Source organism: Bacillus sp. FAU18 (assembly GCF_056033885.1).
Window position 1 is genome coordinate 302491 of sequence record NZ_JBVYHZ010000003.1, and the last position, 18002, is coordinate 320492.

An 18002-nucleotide genomic window follows, 5' to 3' on the forward strand; every position below is an offset into this window, starting at 1 on the left:
ATAGGCTGGAAAGGAAGTGACGTTTATTGTCTGAGCAAAAACCAGTCCAATGGGCTTCGAAAATCGGTTTCGTCATGGCAGCGGCCGGCTCGGCTATCGGCTTGGGCGCGATTTGGAAGTTCCCTTACGTAGCGGGGACCAATGGGGGAGGAGCCTTTTTTCTTATCTTCGTGTTATTTACCATCCTCTTAGGCTATCCGCTTTTGGTGGGGGAATTTATTTTTGGAAGACGGAACCAGACGAATGCCATTGATGCATATAAAAAAGAAGCGCCGCGATCAGCTTGGTTTCTTACAGGGTGGATCGGCGTAGCCGCGTGTTTCTTAGTGCTGTCGTTTTACAGTGTAATTGGGGGATGGATTTTGCTGTATATCGTGAAAACAGCGTCAGGATCACTGTCCGGGCTTTCTCAGGCACAGTATGGCGCTCTTTTTGCTTCTATAATCCAAAATCCGTTGCAGACGCTCGCGGCTCAGCTTGTCTTTATGGCACTGACTGTACTCGTTGTCGCAAGAGGGGTTCAAAAAGGGATTGAACGGGTAAGCGCGGTGATGATGCCGATTTTGTTTTTATTGTTTATTCTGCTCGTTCTTCGGTCTCTTACGCTTAACGGGGCAATGGAAGGCGTAAAGTTTCTGCTTGTGCCTCATTTCGGTGATCTGACTCCGGAATCCATATTATTCGCGCTGGGACAGGCCTTCTTTACGTTAACACTGGGGGTTTCGGTGATGGTGACCTACAGCTCCTATTTGCCGAAAACACAAAATATCCCTCGTTCGGCAGCCTCCATTGTCTTGATGAATATCATTGTGACACTCTTGGCAGGTTTGGCTATTTTTCCGGCGGTTTTCTCATTCGGTTTTCAGCCAAATGAAGGACCGACACTGCTGTTTACAGTGCTTCCGGCCGTTTTTGAACAGCTTCCGTTCGGCACGTTGTTTTTTATCGGCTTTCTCGTTGCATTTTTATTTGCAGCCTTGACCTCAGCATTTTCGATGGTTGAAATTATCGTTGCCACAATCGGAAAAGGGGACGAAAAGAAAAGAAAAAAACTGTCATGGACGAGCGGGCTTTTGATCTTTTTGGTCGGAATCCCATGCTGCTTGTCTTATGGCGTATTGAGTGATGTGCACCTATTTGGCAAAACGTTTTTTGATATTGCCGATTTTACCGTCAGCAATGTTTTAATGCCTTCAGGCGCTCTGTTAATTTCTCTATTTATCCCGCTGAAAATTTCGAAAAGCGAACTCTTGGCTGAAATGCGAAATGGATCAAATGCAGGTAAAGCATTCTTTTACACATGGTTTTATTTGCTTCGTTTTATCGTGCCGCTTGCCATTATTATCGTGTTCTTAAATTTAATCGGAATTTTATCATTTTAAAAAAACAGGCTCCGTTTCTGGGGCCTGTTTTTTATTTAATAAGATGATATCAACGGTGCCCATGCCGTTTTCAGTTTTTGGATGCCGAGCCTGATGTCCTCTTCTGACAAACCGCCATAACCGATTAAGACAGAAGCAAAAGGCGTCTGTTCTTTATATGAGGGAGACACGGGATAGATGGTTACACCGTGGTCTGCGGCTGCTTGTATTGCTTCTTCCTCACTTGCTGGAAACAAAAGGCGCAGCAGAATGTGAAGCCCCGAGTTTTTACCGAGAATCTCAACGGTGTTTCCTAGTTCAGAGCGGATGGCTTCTAACAGGACAGCGTGTTTTTTTCGGTATAAGCTTCTCATTCTATTTATGTGTTTTTGCCACTCTCCGGTTTCGATGAAGTCTGCCAGTGCCAATTGCGAGTGAACAGAGACGGTCTGCTTCATTAACTGAGCGTTGTTTTTGATTGGTTCCATGAGTTCAGGGGGCATAATCATGAAGCTGAGCCGCAAAGAAGGCAGAAGTGACTTTGAAAAAGTGCCCAGATATATGACTCTGCCATTCGGATCAAGACCCTGTAAAGACGGAATGGGATGGCCGCTGTAGCGAAATTCTCCATCGTAATCATCTTCTATAATGAATGAATTTGTTTCTGCCGCCCATGCCAGCAGCTCCTGTCTGCGGGTAATCGTCATAATGGTCCCAATCGGAAACTGATGCGAAGGAGTCGTATACATGAGATAAGGATTCTTACGGTAGAGCTCATCCGGCAGGACGCCTTCTGCATCAGAACAAATCGGAGTGACATCCATGTGATTTGCTTCAAACATCCTTCTTGAACGGTGAAAGCCCGGTTCTTCAAAGCCGATTTTTGTACCTGGCTTTAGCGAAAGGCAAAGAATTTGCAGAAGCACGGTGGTTCCTGCGCCGATGATAATCTGGCCGGGTTCGCAATTTACTCCCCGAGACAGCTTGACGAATCGGGCAATCATGTGCCTGAGTTCGTATTCTCCTTGAGGGTCGCCAGAGGTGTGAAACGATCCGGAATAGCGATCAAGACTTTTTACTATGCTTTTTCTCCATGCGTTAAAGGGAAAGAGGGTCGGATTAACGTTGCCCTGATGGAAGTCAATAGCAGGTGCGTTCTTTTCATGTAATCCCGGCTGTACAGACTGTTGAAAATGGTCAGGAGCTGTCGGGAAGCCTGGTTCTACTTCCGCCGCGAACCAGCCGATTTTCGCCTTGCTTTTGACATAGCCCTCAGCAGTTAATTGCTCGTAAGCTCGTTCTATAGTTGCCGTGCTGACATCGAGCAAGCTGGAGAGCCTGCGTTTTGACGGAAGTCTTGTTCCCTTTGTTATTCGCGCATGTGAAATTTCTTGTTTAAAAAAGGTATAAAGCTGCTCATACAGCGGTGTTTTGCTCTTTTTATCAAGAAACGGCGTAATATCCATCTCATGTCTCCTTTATATCTGGCATGGTCATTTTTTCTGATATTGGCTATTTGGCAAATGCCATTTATTAGCTATGATCATTGTAACGAAAGGAAAGGGGATTGAGAAGATGATCCATATGAAACAATTAACCTCGAAAGAAGAATGGGCTGAGTCGTATCCGATTATGAGTGAATTGAGAACAGAACTGGATATTGAGACGTATTTACAAAGGCTTGAAGCCTGTGTGCAGAAAGAATCGTATATGCTGTTTGCCTTATATGAGGATACAGCAATCAGAGCGCTGTGCGGGGCTCTGCCGAGGGTTTCCATTCATAAAGGAGAGCACTTGTGGATTGCGGATCTTGTTACAACGGCACCTTGCCGATCAAAGGGATACGGCAAAATGCTTTTGGATTATGCCTCAGACTGGGCGAGAAAAGCCGGACTTGGTTTTGTCAGTCTTTCATCTGGCCTTCAGCGTAAAGACGCACATCGATTTTATACAGATAAGATGGGTTTTACTATAGAAAGTTATTTGTTCCGAAAACCGGTATAACGAAAAAAAAGACGCCTGAAAAGGCGTCTTTTTTAAAAGCCAAACTGTAAATTCGTATCTACAGATACAATGGTATACACACAAATAATCACAAAGAGATTAAGGATGACGCCGAGCAGGCCGGGGCCTGTGCGCCCTCTCTTGATGAAGAGTTCAACAACGCCGAACGGAACGGCAGCCATGGCGAATGGAAGCATTTGATAGGAATAAAACGTGACGTTGCTGATAATGGCCAAATTCAGCAACAGCAGGGACAGAACCGCTGTCCCGACAGAGATCCAGCCGAATACATTGTGTTCTTTAAAAATTCTTACCAGTTCCATAATTCCACCTCGCCGACATTCGCTGATTTTACAGATTTATTTTTCAGCATGCGCTGGATTTCCTTGGTTGGCCCTGTAACGACCGAACCGTATACATTGACACCGTTTTTCTCTACATAATCTAATCGGTTATCTACATTCAGGTCTTTCCGTTTTGAAATGACCTGAGCCCATTTTTCGTGTTTGGACATGAATTTCAGGGCGTTGATAAACTGATCGCCATTCGACTTGCCTTTTGTATTAAGGGCGGCCAAGAACTTTGAATCCTTTCCAGGATAGCCAAGAGGTTCTGTGGAAGCTGTCTTATTTGTGTTTTTCTCTGTTTCGATTGCGTTCCACAAAAAGCTCACATCATAGCCTTTGAATTTGTTATACACGTCTTTTGTCGGATATGCACGGTCATATGAAAGGTAGACCTCTGATACCGTTCCTTCGGGCAATGTGCTTAACGTTTTTTCTGCTTTTGCGGTCGTTTGTTCAGACTTGTTTGAAGGATGTGTAAAGTAATGGCCAGTTTTATTCACTTCTAAGTCATAGTAGTTTACTGCCGGCGCTTTTACTTTGTTATAAAACATTTCAACCCGTTCATTCCCTACGGCAGCCGTCTTCGTGCCAATCTGCTTTTGCAGCGGGAATTCCGTATTCATTCCAAATAGCTTCACTTGGCTTTTCAGTCCGGAAGTATCAACAAGAACATTCGGCATGGTCAGGGCTACAGTGACTGCGGCAGTTTCCATAAACTCATTGCCGGTGCTGTGTTTTCCACCCATTCCGTAATAGAGGTAGCTTCCCAGCGTACAAAGCGGCAAAATCATCAATGTCGAAATGACGGCAAGCACAGAAATTCGCAAATAAGACTTGCGTTTGCCGTAGGCTAAAATCGCTTTTTGTTTTTCAGGACTGATGCTGAGATCCCAATCGTTATCGTCCTCGAGTTCGCTGTCAATCAGTTCCTGATATACTTCGAGCTTCTCAAGTTCTTCCTCAAATGCAGTCATTTCCTGGTCGCTCATTTCCCCATTTTTATATTGATCAAAACGCTTTTTAAATTCTTCATTCATCATTAACACCTCTATTATAAAGTGCTTTCAGCCGCTGTCTGGCACGAAATAAAACACTTTTAAAATTCGCCTCTGAAATATTCATAATATGGGATGCTTCTTTGTAGTTTAACTCTTTTAAATAATATAGCGTTAAGGCCTCCCGATAATTATCGGGGAGCTCGGACATATAACCAGTCAGCACTTCCTTTATCTCTACCTGATGGGCAGGACTTTGAACAGCATTTTGAAAGAGGCTTCCGATTAAGTCATCAGAAATGGTTACTTCTTTCTTATGCTTTCTGACGTAATCAATGAAGGCGTTTCGCGCCACTTGAAAAAGCCAGGGCTTTACTTTGCTGTGATCATAGGAGTGAATGTGTATGTATGCCCGCATAAAGGTTTCCTGCAGCAAGTCTTCAGCAAGATGCTTGTCTTTTGTCATGGAGAGCAGGAACCTGTAAACATCATTCATGTACATTTGGTAAATTTCATCGATCGTCACTGCCTTTTCTCCCCTCTATGTTATACACGCATAAGAAAGGTTTAAAGTTGCACATTACATGCAAACGGCTTTTTTATACCTAATCAAACACCATTACTATATAGTACCCAAAAATGGCCCCAAAAGATAGTGCGGAGAAATGTTTAACATTTTTTCCAGAGGGGAAAAAATAGTGAAAAAGTGAAGGAGTGGCAAAATGGAATATACCAGTATAGCAGATACAGGAATAGAAGCCTCTAGAATCGGCCTCGGCACATGGGCCATTGGCGGAACGATGTGGGGAGGCACTGACGAAAAAACATCGATTGAAACAATCCGCGCCGCTCTTGATCAGGGGATTACACTGATTGACACCGCGCCGGCTTACGGCTTCGGGCAGTCCGAGGAAATCGTCGGAAAGGCAATCAAAGAGTACGGCAAAAGAGACCAGGTGATTCTCGCAACGAAAACGGCTCTGGACTGGAAGAACAACCAGCTGTTCCGCCATGCGAACAGAGCGAGAATTGTAGAGGAATGAGAATTCTTTGAAGCGGCTTCAAACAGACTATATTGATCTTTATCAGGTGCATTGGCCCGATCCGCTTGTGCCAATTGAAGAAACGGCTGAAGTCATGAAGGAATTATATGATGCGGGAAAAATCCGGGCGATTGGCGTCAGCAATTTTTCAATTGAGCAAATGGATACATTTCGCGCCGTCGCACCTCTCCATACGATTTAGCCTCCATATAATCTGTTTGAAAGAGAGATGGAAGAGAGTGTTCTTCCTTATGCGAAAGATAACAAGATAACAACATTATTATACGGCAGTTTATGCAGAGGGCTGTTAACAGGAAAAATGACCGAAGAGTATACATTTTTGGGCGATGATCTGCGTAATCACGATCCAAAATTCCAGAAGCCCCGCTTTAAAGAGTATCTTTCTGCTGTCAATCAATTGGATAAGCTGGCGAAGACACGTTATGGAAAATCAGTGATTCACTTGGCTGTCAGATGGATCTTAGATCAGCCGGGAGCGGATATCGCTCTTTGGGGAGCAAGAAAGCCTGGGCAGCTTGAGGCCCTATCTGAGATTACAGGCTGGACGCTGAACAGTGAAGATCAGAAAGATATCAATACTATATTGGAAAATACGATATCAGACCCTGTCGGACCGGAGTTTATGGCCCCGCCGACCAGAGAGGAAATATAACAAAAGCTGAGGATGAATCCTCAGTTTTTTGGCGTTTAACGGGAGAAATCTTAAAAATTAGTACCAGGTAATAAAAAATGTTGTTATAATAGATGACAGAAAGAATCATTGATTACGACAAAGGAAGTGCGATATGTATAAGTTTTGTGCAAATGCTTTAAAAGTTATTCTTTCTCTTCGCGGAGGAGTGAAGGTGTATAACAAAGAAAACCTTCCGGCCGATTCAGGTTTTGTCATCGCGTGTACACATTCCGGCTGGGTTGATGTGATTACACTCGGAGTCGGGATTCTTCCTTATCAAATACACTACATGGCGAAAAAAGAGCTTTTTCAAAATAAATGGATCGGTTCGTTTCTGAAGAAAATTCATGCCTTTCCGGTAGATCGGGAAAATCCCGGGCCAAGCAGTATTAAAACGCCGATTAAGCTGCTGAAAGAAGGAGAGATCGTCGGTATCTTCCCAAGCGGAACAAGAACCTCTGAGGATGTGCCTTTGAAAAGAGGTGCGGTGACGATTGCGCAAATGGGGAAAGCGCCGCTTGTCCCCGCTGCATATCAGGGCCCTTCAAGCGGAAAAGAATTATTCAAAAAAGGAAAAATGAAGCTGATTATCGGTGAGCCTCTTCACCAGGCTGATTTTGCCCACCTGCCTTCAAAGGAAAGACTTGCAGCAATGACAGAGGCTTTGAATCAGCGGATTAAAGAACTAGAGAATAAACTTGATCAGCTATAAGGCGTTCTGAGAGATTGCCCTGAAACTGTGAAAATAAGAAAAGCACCTTATACAAGGTGCTTTTCTTATTATGCTTCCTGCTGGTTAGCTGTCTCCAGAAGTTCTTCTTCTTGAAGCTTTTTCACTTCAATATATGCGACGTGGTGGCCGTCAATTTCATTAATGATGAACTCGCAGCCCTCTTCGATGATGGAATCATCTTTTTCAACATCGTATTTTTGAGTAAGGAACCAGCCGCCGATTGTATCGACTTCTTCGTTCTCTAAATGAATGCCTAGCAGGTCGTTTACTTGGTCAATTAACACTTTTCCGTCAAGAATATAATGGCCTTCGCCGATTTTGCGGATTTCGCTAATTTCATCAATATCAAATTCGTCGCGGATTTCACCGACAATTTCCTCAATGATGTCCTCAACCGTCACAAGCCCGGCAGTACCGCCGTATTCATCAGACAATATGGCCATGTGGACCCTCTCTTTTTGCATTTTGACAAGCAGGTCTTGGATCGGCGCAGATTCAATGACATGAATGATCGGGTTGACGAATTGAGAAATGGTGGAATCAACAGATACCTCACCGCTGATGCAGGCGGTCAGCACTTCTTTAATGTTAATAACCCCAATAATGTTATCTTTATCGCCCTCTTCCACAGGGTAGCGGGTATATTTTTCAATCTGAATGATGTCCATCATTTCAGAGATCTTGATATCATGCGGAAGGCTGACAATTTCGGTCCGCGGAATCATAATTTCTTTCGCGAGCCTGTCGTCAAATTCAAAGATTTTATTCACATATTTAAACTCTGATTGGTTGATTTCACCGCTTTTATAGCTTTCAGACAAAATGATTCGCAGCTCTTCTTCTGAGTGAGCCAGTTCGTTTTCTGAAACGGTCTCCAGGCCAAAGGCTTTGGTCAATAACCGTGCGGAATTGTTCAAAAGCCAAATGAATGGGAACGCGATGCGGTAAAACCAAATCAGCGGTTTCGCAAACAGCATAGACACTGCTTCCGCCTTTTGGATAGCGACTGTCTTAGGTGCAAGTTCTCCGACAACAACGTGTAAGAACGTGATAATGGCATACGCAAAAATAAACGATATGACATGTGAAAGGGAACCTGGAACGTTCATTTGTACGAAAAGCGGGTGAAGCAGCCTTTCGATCGTTGATTCACCTAAAACCCCTAATCCGATGGAAGTCAATGTAATTCCGAGCTGACACGCAGATAAATATTCATCAAGATGCGTGGTCACTTTTTTTACGGCTATTGCTGCTTTATTTCCTTCCGCGATCAGCTGATCGATCCGTGAGCCTCTGATTCTGATAATGGCAAACTCAGATGCCACGAAAAATGCCGTCAGGGCGATTAAAACAGCAACTAAAATCAAATTCACTATGTCCAATTAGAACCTTCACTCTAGCAATGAGAATGAAGGTAACACCTCCTGTTAGATAAAATGGTTTTAACTTAACAGCAGCATAAATGATTGGAACACGGCGAGCTTTTCAGGCGGGAGTTTGCTTTTCAGCTTGTCACGATCCTCGGGCTTCAGCCGTTCAAACCGATGCAAGATTCCGGAGATGTTTTGATTCATATAATCAATTTCTAATGCCAGATTTCCAATTTCATCATCAAGTTTAGCTGAAGAGGGAAACTGGTTCTCCAGTCGATCTTTAATATCGGACAGGGCCAATCGCTGCTTCTTGCAATCTACAATAAATATAAGTCGTTTGAGTGCATTTTCGTCGTAGTAACGGTAATTTGAACAGGATCTGGCCGGCGTAAGCAGACCGAGATTCGTATAATAATCAACTGTCCGTTTCGTTACTCCGGCGAGTGCCGCTAGTTCACTGATGCGATAAGTCTCAGCCCCATCTATATCCCTCCCAACCATCACGTTATAGTTATGAGAATAGTTTAATATATGAACGGTGTCTTGCACAAGTTTATTGTTTTTTTCAGACCGGAATTGGAAGTTGTGGAATTCATCATCTGATTGAAGTAACATAGGAAGATAGAATTTTCAAATTTTTATATGCGGAAGGGACAGATGAAATTGGCTGGGTTATCCCGGGAAGTTGAAGAAAATTTAAATAAAGGATCATGGATTCGCAAGCTGTTTGATGAAGGTGCAAGGCTGAAGAAGGAGTTCGGGGAAGACCAGGTATTTGATTTTTCACTCGGCAACCCGATTGTTGAACCGCCTGAAGCTTTTAAGAGAGCGTTAATAGAGGAAGCTGAAAAAGGCAGCCACGGATACATACAAAATCAAGGGCTTCCTGCAGCGAGAGAAAAAGTCGCGCAATTTCTGGGGTCGCGTTTTGAAGCTGATTTCTCAGCGGAGCGTATCGTCATGACGGTGGGTGCGGGAGGCGCTTTGAATGTTGCGTTAAAAAGCATCGTAAACCCTGGGGAAGAGGTCATTATTCTCGCACCTTATTTTGCCGAATATAAGTTGTATATTGAGAACTACGGGGGAAAGGCCGTCAGCTGCCCGTTGACAAGCCGGTTTGAGATCGACATTGAAGCGGTAAGGCAATCGATCACTCCACAGACGAAAGGGCTGATCCTCAATACTCCGCATAACCCCACAGGCACGGTTCTCAGCCAGAAAAATATAGACGATTTAGGCGCTTTATTAAAAGAAATAGAAGAGAAGAGCGGCCAGACGATTTATGTGCTGTTTGATGAACCGTACAGTCAATTAATCTATGATGAAGAGCTGGCAAATCCGTTTCAATCGTACCATCGTGTGATATTGGCCAGCTCATTCAGTAAAGATCTCGGCATAGCTGGGGAGCGGCTCGGGTATATCGGATTGGACAGCCGAATGCCGGATGCGGACCTTTTGATCAACGCTTTTGTGTATTGTAATCGAACGCTTGGATTTGTGAATGCCCCTGTCATGATGCAGCGGGCTGTGGCACGAATGGATGATTTAAGAGTAGACGCGAGCGCTTATAAAGAGCGCCGGGATTTAATGGTAGACATTTTAAAAGAAGCCGGTTTTGAATTTGAAATGCCAAAGGGAGGTTTCTTTGTTTTTCCAAAATCGCCGATTGAAGATGAAGTTGCATTTTGCGTGCATGCCGCCCAAAAATACAAATTATTAATTGTGCCGAGCAGCGGTTTTGGAATGAGCGGGCATTTCCGATTATCCTTCAGTGTGCCGATCGAGCAGATTAAAAACTCACGGGACATTTTCATTTCTTTATATAAAGATTTTGCTTAAGAAGGCAAAGAAAAGAAAACAGTTTTCAAGGCTGTTTTCTTTTTATATCCGCAAAATCCTTCCTCTTCCAATCCAGACAGGCGCAGAATTGACCATGATAAAAGTCTAAAAATTAAAAATCATTTTTGGAATGAGTTGTGTTACAATAAAATATACAATTTATAATCAAACTTTGACTTTTGGAGGTGGTATGATGGGGCCCTCTGCTTAGGCAACAATACACCGCGTACCTCAATGTTAAGGAAAAATGATTATATCAGGAGGTGACTCCTTATCCTTTGTTGAGAGGATAGGGTTAAATGGACGATATTGACAGTCTGATTTTAATTGGCGTGCTCATTGCTTTAACCGCGTTTTTCGTTGCAAGCGAGTTTGCGATTGTTAGAGTAAGGAGATCCAGAATAGATCAGCTTATCACAGAAGGAAACAAACGGGCGATACTCGCAAGGCGTGTCATTACAGATTTGGATGAATATTTATCCGCATCCCAGCTAGGCATTACATTAACATCAATCGGGCTTGGCGTACTGGGTGAACCGGCCTTTGAACGGCTGCTGCATCCACTGTTTGAACCGCTCGGCTTGCCGGAATCGGTTTCACATGCAGTCTCTTTTGCAGTCGCGTACGGCTTGATCACGTTCCTGCACGTTGTTGTAGGTGAACTGGCCCCGAAAACGGTCGCGATTCAAAAGGCAGAACAGCTGACTTTACTGATAGCGGGCCCTTTGCGTTTATTCTATTTGCTCCTGTTTCCGTTTATTTGGATCCTCAATGGATCGGCGCGGCTTTTATGCGGGATGTTCGGTTTGAAGCCTGCGTCAGAACATGATGGTTCCCATTCTGAGGAAGAACTCAGGATGCTGTTATCTGAGAGTTTAAAAAACGGAGAGATTAATCCGTCTGAATATAAATATGTGAATAAGATTTTTGAATTTGATAATCGGATCGCCAAAGAAATTATGATACCGCGGAAGGAAATGGCTGCTGTGTCAACTGAGATGACGATGGCCGAGATGCTTGAAGTCATGCTGAAGGAAAAATACACGCGCTGGCCAGTCACAGATGGGGACAAAGACAGTGTGATCGGTTTGGTCAATACGAAGCATTTGTTTTCTGATTTGCTGTTTATGACAGAAGAAGAACGAATGAAGATGACGATCCATCCGTATGTGAGGCCGGTCATCGAAGTGATTGAAACGATCCCGGTTCATGACTTGCTGATTAAAATGCAGCGCGAGCGCATTCATATGGCTATATTGTCGGATGAATACGGAGGAACCTCGGGACTTGTGACGACAGAGGATATTCTTGAGGAAATTGTCGGAGAGATCAGAGATGAATTTGATGAAGATGAACAGCCGCTGATCCAAAAGCTTGGCGACGGCCATTATGTGATGGATGGAAAGGTTCGGATCGATCAGGTGAACAGCCTTCTTGGCGCATCGATTCAAGAAGACGTCGATACGATCGGCGGGCTGATATTAAAAGAAAACATCGATATTGAGGCTGGCGAATCCATTCGCATCGGTTCATATACGATAAAGGTGCTGAAGATGGATGGCCGATTAATCAAGCAAATCGATATAAAAGAAGAAGCCGGCAACACAACCGGGATTACGGCGCACCACAAGCTGCCGCTGCCTGAGCCTGTGATGCTGAACAGTGCAACCTTGAGCGAGAAATAAGCTCAAGGTTTTTTTTATATTGTGATTATCCAGCCGCACCAAAATGCCAAAAGCGACCCGCAAAGTGTCAGGGCGATGTACAAGATGCTTTCTATTACACGTTTGGCCATAAGGAGTTGAATACTTTCAACGCTGAAAGTGGAAAAGGTCGTAAAGGCGCCAAAAAACCCCGTGCCGATGATAAGCGAGACCGAAGCATTTGCAACGTGAAGTCCTGTAAATATTCCGAGCCCGAGAGCTCCGAGAATATTGACTGTCAGTATGCCAATGGGCAGGCTGAGACCTTTGGTTTTGGCGGTTATGACATTGCCAAGCCAGAAGCGAAGCATTGCGCCAAGTCCGCCCCCTATGAAAATACCCGCTAGTGTCATCTTTCCTGCAGCCCCTTTCTTTGCTGAATGCCTGCTATGCGCCGTCCCGCAAAAACACCAATCAGTGCAAATATGATCCCTGATATCAATGAGGCTGCCACATATAAAAGAGCCAATGAGGGTTGTCCTTGCAAAAGCATCACTGTTTCCTTAGAAAACGTGGACATTGTTGTGAAGCCTCCGCAAAAGCCGGTGCCTAAAAAAGCCGACAGCAGAGGCCGTTTTGCCCCGATCATAAAAAATCCGGTCAAAATGCCTAATAGGAGGCTGCCTGCCGCATTTTCCAGCCAGGTTGCCGCCGGGAACTGACCGGTGTGTATCCATAAGTTTAATCCGTATCGGAGGCAGGCGCCAAGCGCGCCTCCGATAAAAACCGCGCTATATATTTTCATGTTTGCCATCCTTTATGATGAAATCCGGGTAATCTGTAACGATGCCGTCCACGCCCATGGCTTGTAATTTTGCCGCTGTCTTTTGATTGTTGACAGTCCATGCAAATATGGTTAAGCCATTTTTATGGACGGAGCCGATCATCAGACGGTTGAGCCGTGTGTATTTTATATTGACATAGTTTGCAAAAGAGCGGAAGGCCTTCATCTGATTTCTGGACAGCATGCCAAAGTTGGGCCTTGTAATGATGGCTGTCGGAATCGATGGATAAAGCTCGCGGAATCTTTGGACGGAGCGGAACTGAAAGGATTGAACAATATTATTGATAGAAAAAGAAAATTGCCCTAATAGCTGCCCCACCTCTTCTTCAATTCCGACTTGAGACGGATGGCCTTTTAGTTCAATTAAAAGGCCGATTTTTTTGTGGTAGCGCTTGAGCACCGCTTCCAGGGTCGGAATACGCTCTCCTTGAAAAGCGGGGCCGTACCAGCTTCCTGCATCGAGTTTTTGCAATTCCTCCAAGGTAAAATCCTTAACAAAGCCCGATCCGTTTGTTGTTCGGTCAACCCTGTCATCGTGTATCACAACAATATGCCTGTCTTTTGTAAGCTGGACATCCAGTTCGATCATATCTGCATTCATTTTCACCGCAAGGTCAAATGCGGCAATCGTATTTTCCGGAGCGTAGCCGGATGCTCCGCGATGGGCAATGATGTACAAGCTAAGTCAGCTCCTCGTATGGGCATTTCTGTTATTGTATCAAATCCATATATGCACCGCGATACAAACTGGTGAATTTTTTCTGCCATATCGGAATGGTCCGGGCTGAGGAATGCGTATAACTAAAAAAAGACACTCAGCGTATCAGAACACATTTCGTCAGAAAATTAGGTCTTTCGACATGTTCACAACAAAATATGATCCTTTATAATAGCAAAAAAGGAGGCGAGATCATGGGAAAAGGGAGAATCAGAGTGGAGGAAAGAATTAAAGCCGAAACGGATGCTGAAATGCAAAAAGCAACTCTCCTTGATCAGACACAAACGAAAAAAGGTAAGTGACTGTCCCTATTGAATCTGGCTGATAGATGAATTGAGAAATGACCCCGGCGTTTCGCCGGGGTTTTGTGCTGCAAAAGACATTTAAATGAACATCCTTACGAATATTTTAGTATAATAAACAATTGATTGGGATAGAGGGGAGACAGTCATGCCGGATTATCTGCAGCAGTATTTTACGCTTGATATCATCATTCAAATCGGCATCAGCTTGGCGATTTTGCTGGTGTTTCTTATACTTAGAAAATTATTCACAAGATATTTCTTTAACCTGCTTTTTAATTTGACAAACCGGCCGAAAACAGAAATTTTTAAACAGGTGGTTCTGGCGTTTGATAAGCCGGCCAGATGGTTTTTTGTTGCCCTTGGGCTGTTTTTAGCGATCCGGTATTCACCGTTTTTAGATGAGCAAATGCCGGTCATCAGCAAAATATACCGCTCACTGATTGTGGCGCTCTTGTGCTGGGGTCTTTGTAACTTGACCGCAACATCGTCGTTTATCTTCCATAAGGTGAATCAGCGCTTCGAGCTTGACATGGATGACATTCTGGCTCCGTTTTTATCCAAATTGCTTCGTTTTGTGATCATTGCGCTCAGTGTCAGTGTGATCGCTCAGGAATTCAATTATGATGTCAACGGATTTGTAGCGGGCCTAGGTCTTGGTGGGCTGGCTTTTGCGCTTGCCGCGAAGGATACCATCAGCAACTTCTTCGGCGGTATTATTATTATTACTGAAAAGCCGTTTACAATTGGTGACTGGGTGGAGACGTCGACAGTAACAGGATCAGTCGAGGATATTACTTTTAGGAGCACGAGATTCAGAACAGCACAGGGGGCGCTTGTAACGGTGCCGAACTCTACGCTGTCGATGGAAGCGATCACGAACTGGACAAGAATGACCAAACGCCAGATTACGTTTTCCATCCATGTGTCCTACGCTACGCCGATTGAGAACCTTGAACGCTCCATTCATTCTCTCAGAACAATGCTCTTAGAGCATGAGGGCGTTGATAATGAAACAATCATGGTCAACTTCGATACGTTTGCCGACAGCTACTACAATTTATTTTTTAACTTCTATACAAAAACGACAGTTTGGGCTGAAAACCTTAATATTAGAGAGGATATCAACTATAAAATTATTGAGATTTTAGGTGCGGAAGGTGTCCAGTTTGCATATCCCGGCCAAATGGTTGTTGTCAAGCAAAAGCACGAAAGCGACCCATTCCAGGTGAATCTAAATAAAGAGGAAAAGGAACGGGCTTAAAAGAGAGACTTCGTCTGACAGAGGCGGAGTCTTTTTCATGGTAAAATAAGAGAAAAAGGCGGTGTTGAGTTGGAAGCATTCAAAAGTATTCTACATGAAGCACAGAGAATTGTTGTGCTGACCGGAGCGGGAATGAGCACAGAATCAGGGATTCCCGACTTTCGTTCAGCAGGTGGCATTTGGACGGAAGATGCCTCAAGAATGGAAGCGATGAGCCTTGATTATTTTTTAAGTCATCCGCGTCTGTTTTGGCCCAAATTCAAAGAATTGTTCCAGATGAAAATGAGCGGCAGCTTTGAACCGAATGAAGGCCATTTGCTTTTAGCTGAGCTGGAGAAGCAAGGGAAGCAGATCGATATTTTCACACAAAACATTGACGGTCTTCATAAAAAAGCGGGGAGCAGGCATGTGTACGAACTGCATGGTTCTATCCAGACAGCAGCTTGTCCGGCATGCGGCGCCCGATATGATCTTCCCCATTTGCTGGAGCGGGAGGTGCCGGAGTGCACGGCGCCCGGAAACAATGGGGACATTTGCGGAACGGTATTAAAAACCGATGTTGTTCTCTTTGGCGACGCCGTCATGCACTTTGACACCCTTTATGAAAAGCTGGATCAAGCAGATCTTTTATTGGTTATCGGCACGTCTCTCGAAGTGGCTCCGGCTAGATTTGTGCCTGAGGATGCAAGTCTGATTCCCGGCATGAAGAAAGTCATCATAAACCTTGAACCAACGTATTGCGACAGCTTGTTTGACATGGTCATCCATCAAAAAATCGGCGAGTTTGCCCGAAGTTTGGGCATAAAAAAGTGAGCCGCCTTATGCGCCTCACTTTTTATTCATGAACAGGAACCATTGTGTCCTCTAACACTCCGAAGGAATATCCTTTTTCTTTTAATTTATTGATTAGTACCGGCAGCGCGTTTACGGTAGCGGGAAGATCATGCATGAGAATCACATTCGGGCGGCCTGAAGAGCTGTGTTCCATATTTTCAAGCTGCTCTAACACGGCCGTCACATACTTTGAATTTCGGTATTTCCAGTCCATGCTGTCAATCGTCCAATCCCAGTACACAAAACCGTCTTTCTCTAGATTGCGGATTTGTGAGGGGGTTAGTGACGGTTTGCTTCCGTAGGGCGTTCTGACAAGAGCGGTTTTATAACCTGTAATGTCCTGCAGCGTGTCACGCGCCTCCTGCATTTCTTTTAGCGGAGATGTCGGTGTTTGATAGAACAATCTGTTATTGTGGGTAACGCCATGTAAACCGAGTGCGTGGCCTTCCTTTTCTGCTCTTTTCACAGCTTGTTTGAATTCGTTCATCCGCGGTGACAGCATAAAAAACGTCGCTTTTACATCAGCGCTTTTCAGTACATCGAGCAAGCGGTTTGTAAAGGCTGACGGGCCGTCATCGAAGGTTAAGTAAACCGTTTTATCTCCCATGTCCTGCTTTGTCTGCAGATGTTTTATCAGCAGATCGGGGGAGTCGTTTTTCAGCTTAAGGCTTTCCTTCTCATCTCGAAGCTGTCCGTTAGTTGTGACAGTGACTTCCTTTGCTTTCGTTGAACTGTTGGAATAACCCAAAATCACCATAAGCAAAAGCAGCACACATAAAACTGTTAAACTTGCAAATTTAAAAGCAAGCGAAACTGCAGAAGGAGAAGCCTCTCCTCTCGTTTGTCGCATAACAATCTCTCCATTGGCATAAAATCTCTACATAATGCTGTACAGCAGGCAGCTTATGAAGATGCCTTATGTTTACAACCTATGTATTACCAGTCAAGTATACAGGAATAAAACTGGAAAGCACATAGAAAATTTGTCGAAATGTCAGATTTTAAGGAAAAAATAAACTCCTTTCCGCTATAGATCTCTTGATCTTTCTGTTTTTCAGCTTGTCCAATATGGTAGAATTAGTGACAATGACAGCTTGAATGACATCAGGGACATCTCGAAAAGGGAGGGCTTTTATGAAGGTTTTAGTCAATGGCCGGCTGATTGGGCGCAGTGAAGCATCAATCGATTTGGAAGATCGCGGTTATCAGTTTGGTGACGGCATCTATGAAGTGATCAGGGTGTACAAAGGAGTATTGTTCGGCTTACGTGAGCATGCTGAGCGTTTTTTCAGAAGTGCTGCTGAAATCGGAATTTCACTGCCATTCAGTATAGAAGATCTCGAGTGGGACCTGCAAAAGCTTGTACAGGAAAATGCGGTCAGTGAGGGAGCGGTATACATTCAGACAACAAGAGGTGTGGCCCCGCGAAAACACCAGTATGAAGCCGGCCTCGAGCCGCAGACTACTGCTTATACGTTTACGGTGAAAAAACCGGAGCAAGAGCAGGCATACGGAGTGGCGGCCATTACAGATGAGGATCTTCGCTGGCTAAGATGTGATATCAAAAGTCTGAATTTACTGTATAATGTCATGACAAAGCAAAAGGCCTATGAAGCGGGAGCATTTGAAGCCATTTTACTTAGGGACGGCGTTGTTACGGAGGGTACATCCTCTAACGTTTATGCCGTTATCAACGGCACGGTGCGAACACATCCAGCTAACCGGCTCATTCTCAATGGAATTACACGGATGAATATTTTAGGACTGATTGAAAAGAATGGGATCAAACTGGATGAGACTCCTGTCAGTGAAGAAGAGTTGAAACAGGCGGAAGAGATCTTTATTTCGTCAACGACGGCAGAAATTATTCCGGTCGTGACGCTCGATGGACAATCGGTCGGAAGCGGGAAACCCGGACCGGTGACCAAACAGCTTCAGGCTGCTTTTCAAGAAAGCATTCAACAGGCTGCTAGCATTTCATAAATGAACGAAGAAAAGAGCCCGCTTT

The 18002-nt window shown here is 44.4% G+C and carries 19 protein-coding genes and 1 pseudogene; 10 read left to right on the plus strand and 10 right to left on the minus strand.

Annotation, left to right across the window (positions count from 1 at the left end):
• Window positions 1-26 precede the first annotated feature (26 nt).
• Window positions 27-1382: a sodium-dependent transporter gene (locus AC0OMU_RS01795; protein ID WP_181218682.1), complete on the plus strand. Its 1356-nt coding sequence runs from the start codon at window positions 27-29 to the stop codon at window positions 1380-1382.
• 35 nt (window positions 1383-1417) lie between these two features.
• Here AC0OMU_RS01795 and pdxR read toward each other — a convergent pair whose 3' ends face one another.
• Entirely contained in the window at window positions 1418-2827 is a 1410-nt protein-coding gene (gene pdxR / locus AC0OMU_RS01800; RefSeq protein ID WP_181218684.1) for a MocR-like pyridoxine biosynthesis transcription factor PdxR, read from the minus strand.
• A gap of 109 nt (window positions 2828-2936) precedes the next feature.
• Here pdxR and AC0OMU_RS01805 point away from each other — a divergent pair, with 109 nt between their 5' ends.
• The gene (locus tag AC0OMU_RS01805) at window positions 2937-3365 is read left to right on the plus strand and encodes a GNAT family N-acetyltransferase (RefSeq protein WP_015483014.1); all 429 of its coding nucleotides are present in this window, start codon (window positions 2937-2939) and stop codon (window positions 3363-3365) included.
• A gap of 32 nt (window positions 3366-3397) precedes the next feature.
• On the opposite strand, the gene AC0OMU_RS01810 is transcribed toward AC0OMU_RS01805, so the two are convergent.
• Genes AC0OMU_RS01810 through sigM form a run of 3 tightly spaced genes read right to left on the minus strand, consistent with a single transcriptional unit; the run spans window position 3398 to window position 5233 of the window.
• Complete coding sequence (locus tag AC0OMU_RS01810) at window positions 3398-3688, minus strand: anti-sigma-M factor (RefSeq protein ID WP_003233341.1); 291 nt, start codon at window positions 3686-3688, stop codon at window positions 3398-3400.
• Window positions 3676-4752 (minus strand): anti-sigma factor, encoded by a 1077-nt coding sequence (locus AC0OMU_RS01815; RefSeq protein ID WP_010886459.1) that lies wholly within the window; start codon window positions 4750-4752, stop codon window positions 3676-3678. Before AC0OMU_RS01815 ends, AC0OMU_RS01810 begins: the two co-directional genes overlap by 13 nt.
• Window positions 4742-5233 (minus strand): RNA polymerase sigma factor SigM, encoded by a 492-nt coding sequence (gene sigM / locus AC0OMU_RS01820; protein WP_003224177.1) that lies wholly within the window; start codon window positions 5231-5233, stop codon window positions 4742-4744. The genes AC0OMU_RS01815 and sigM overlap by 11 nt, the downstream gene beginning before the upstream one ends.
• A gap of 196 nt (window positions 5234-5429) precedes the next feature.
• On the opposite strand from sigM, the pseudogene akrN reads away from it, so the two are divergent.
• Window positions 5430-6423, plus strand: a pseudogene (gene akrN, locus AC0OMU_RS01825) (aldo/keto reductase AkrN).
• Window positions 6424-6556: 133 nt separating this feature from the next.
• Window positions 6557-7156 carry a 1-acylglycerol-3-phosphate O-acyltransferase gene (locus AC0OMU_RS01830; protein WP_003233335.1) on the plus strand — a complete coding sequence of 200 codons (600 nt, stop codon included), beginning with the start codon at window positions 6557-6559 and terminating at the stop codon, window positions 7154-7156.
• Window positions 7157-7224: 68 nt separating this feature from the next.
• Here AC0OMU_RS01830 and AC0OMU_RS01835 read toward each other — a convergent pair whose 3' ends face one another.
• Complete coding sequence (locus AC0OMU_RS01835) at window positions 7225-8559, minus strand: hemolysin family protein (RefSeq protein ID WP_009966903.1); 1335 nt, start codon at window positions 8557-8559, stop codon at window positions 7225-7227.
• 60 nt (window positions 8560-8619) lie between these two features.
• Complete coding sequence (gene cueR / locus AC0OMU_RS01840; RefSeq protein ID WP_327844459.1) at window positions 8620-9051, minus strand: Cu(I)-responsive transcriptional regulator; 432 nt, start codon at window positions 9049-9051, stop codon at window positions 8620-8622.
• Window positions 9052-9207: 156 nt separating this feature from the next.
• Here cueR and AC0OMU_RS01845 point away from each other — a divergent pair, with 156 nt between their 5' ends.
• Entirely contained in the window at window positions 9208-10389 is a 1182-nt protein-coding gene (locus AC0OMU_RS01845; RefSeq protein WP_015383213.1) for a pyridoxal phosphate-dependent aminotransferase, read from the plus strand.
• Window positions 10390-10688: 299 nt separating this feature from the next.
• Window positions 10689-12074: a hemolysin family protein gene (locus tag AC0OMU_RS01850; RefSeq protein WP_015483017.1), complete on the plus strand. Its 1386-nt coding sequence runs from the start codon at window positions 10689-10691 to the stop codon at window positions 12072-12074.
• 14 nt (window positions 12075-12088) lie between these two features.
• Here AC0OMU_RS01850 and crcB read toward each other — a convergent pair whose 3' ends face one another.
• Genes crcB through AC0OMU_RS01865 form a run of 3 tightly spaced genes read right to left on the minus strand, consistent with a single transcriptional unit; the run spans window position 12089 to window position 13555 of the window.
• Window positions 12089-12445 carry a fluoride efflux transporter CrcB gene (gene crcB, locus AC0OMU_RS01855; RefSeq protein ID WP_251218187.1) on the minus strand — a complete coding sequence of 119 codons (357 nt, stop codon included), beginning with the start codon at window positions 12443-12445 and terminating at the stop codon, window positions 12089-12091.
• Window positions 12442-12837 carry a fluoride efflux transporter FluC gene (locus tag AC0OMU_RS01860; RefSeq protein ID WP_014479308.1) on the minus strand — a complete coding sequence of 132 codons (396 nt, stop codon included), beginning with the start codon at window positions 12835-12837 and terminating at the stop codon, window positions 12442-12444. Before AC0OMU_RS01860 ends, crcB begins: the two co-directional genes overlap by 4 nt.
• The gene (locus AC0OMU_RS01865; protein ID WP_474240865.1) at window positions 12824-13555 is read right to left on the minus strand and encodes a glycerophosphodiester phosphodiesterase; all 732 of its coding nucleotides are present in this window, start codon (window positions 13553-13555) and stop codon (window positions 12824-12826) included. The genes AC0OMU_RS01860 and AC0OMU_RS01865 overlap by 14 nt, the downstream gene beginning before the upstream one ends.
• 233 nt (window positions 13556-13788) lie before the next feature.
• Here AC0OMU_RS01865 and AC0OMU_RS01870 point away from each other — a divergent pair, with 233 nt between their 5' ends.
• From AC0OMU_RS01870 to srtN, 3 genes are all read left to right on the plus strand, one after another.
• Window positions 13789-13896 carry a YhdX family protein gene (locus AC0OMU_RS01870; RefSeq protein WP_009966908.1) on the plus strand — a complete coding sequence of 36 codons (108 nt, stop codon included), beginning with the start codon at window positions 13789-13791 and terminating at the stop codon, window positions 13894-13896.
• A gap of 148 nt (window positions 13897-14044) precedes the next feature.
• A complete protein-coding gene (mscY, locus tag AC0OMU_RS01875) occupies window positions 14045-15160 on the plus strand; it encodes a small-conductance mechanosensitive channel protein MscY (RefSeq protein ID WP_015383218.1) in 1116 nt (371 codons plus the stop codon).
• 69 nt (window positions 15161-15229) lie between these two features.
• On the plus strand, window positions 15230-15973 hold the full coding sequence (gene srtN, locus AC0OMU_RS01880) for a sirtuin NAD-dependent deacetylase (protein ID WP_015383219.1): 744 nt from the start codon (window positions 15230-15232) through the stop codon (window positions 15971-15973).
• Between the two features lie 22 nt (window positions 15974-15995).
• Here srtN and AC0OMU_RS01885 read toward each other — a convergent pair whose 3' ends face one another.
• The gene (locus AC0OMU_RS01885; RefSeq protein ID WP_047182351.1) at window positions 15996-16844 is read right to left on the minus strand and encodes a polysaccharide deacetylase family protein; all 849 of its coding nucleotides are present in this window, start codon (window positions 16842-16844) and stop codon (window positions 15996-15998) included.
• Window positions 16845-17128: 284 nt separating this feature from the next.
• Between AC0OMU_RS01885 and dat the strand changes: the two genes are divergently transcribed.
• Entirely contained in the window at window positions 17129-17977 is an 849-nt protein-coding gene (gene dat, locus AC0OMU_RS01890) for a D-amino-acid transaminase (protein WP_015483020.1), read from the plus strand.
• Window positions 17978-18002 lie beyond the last annotated feature (25 nt).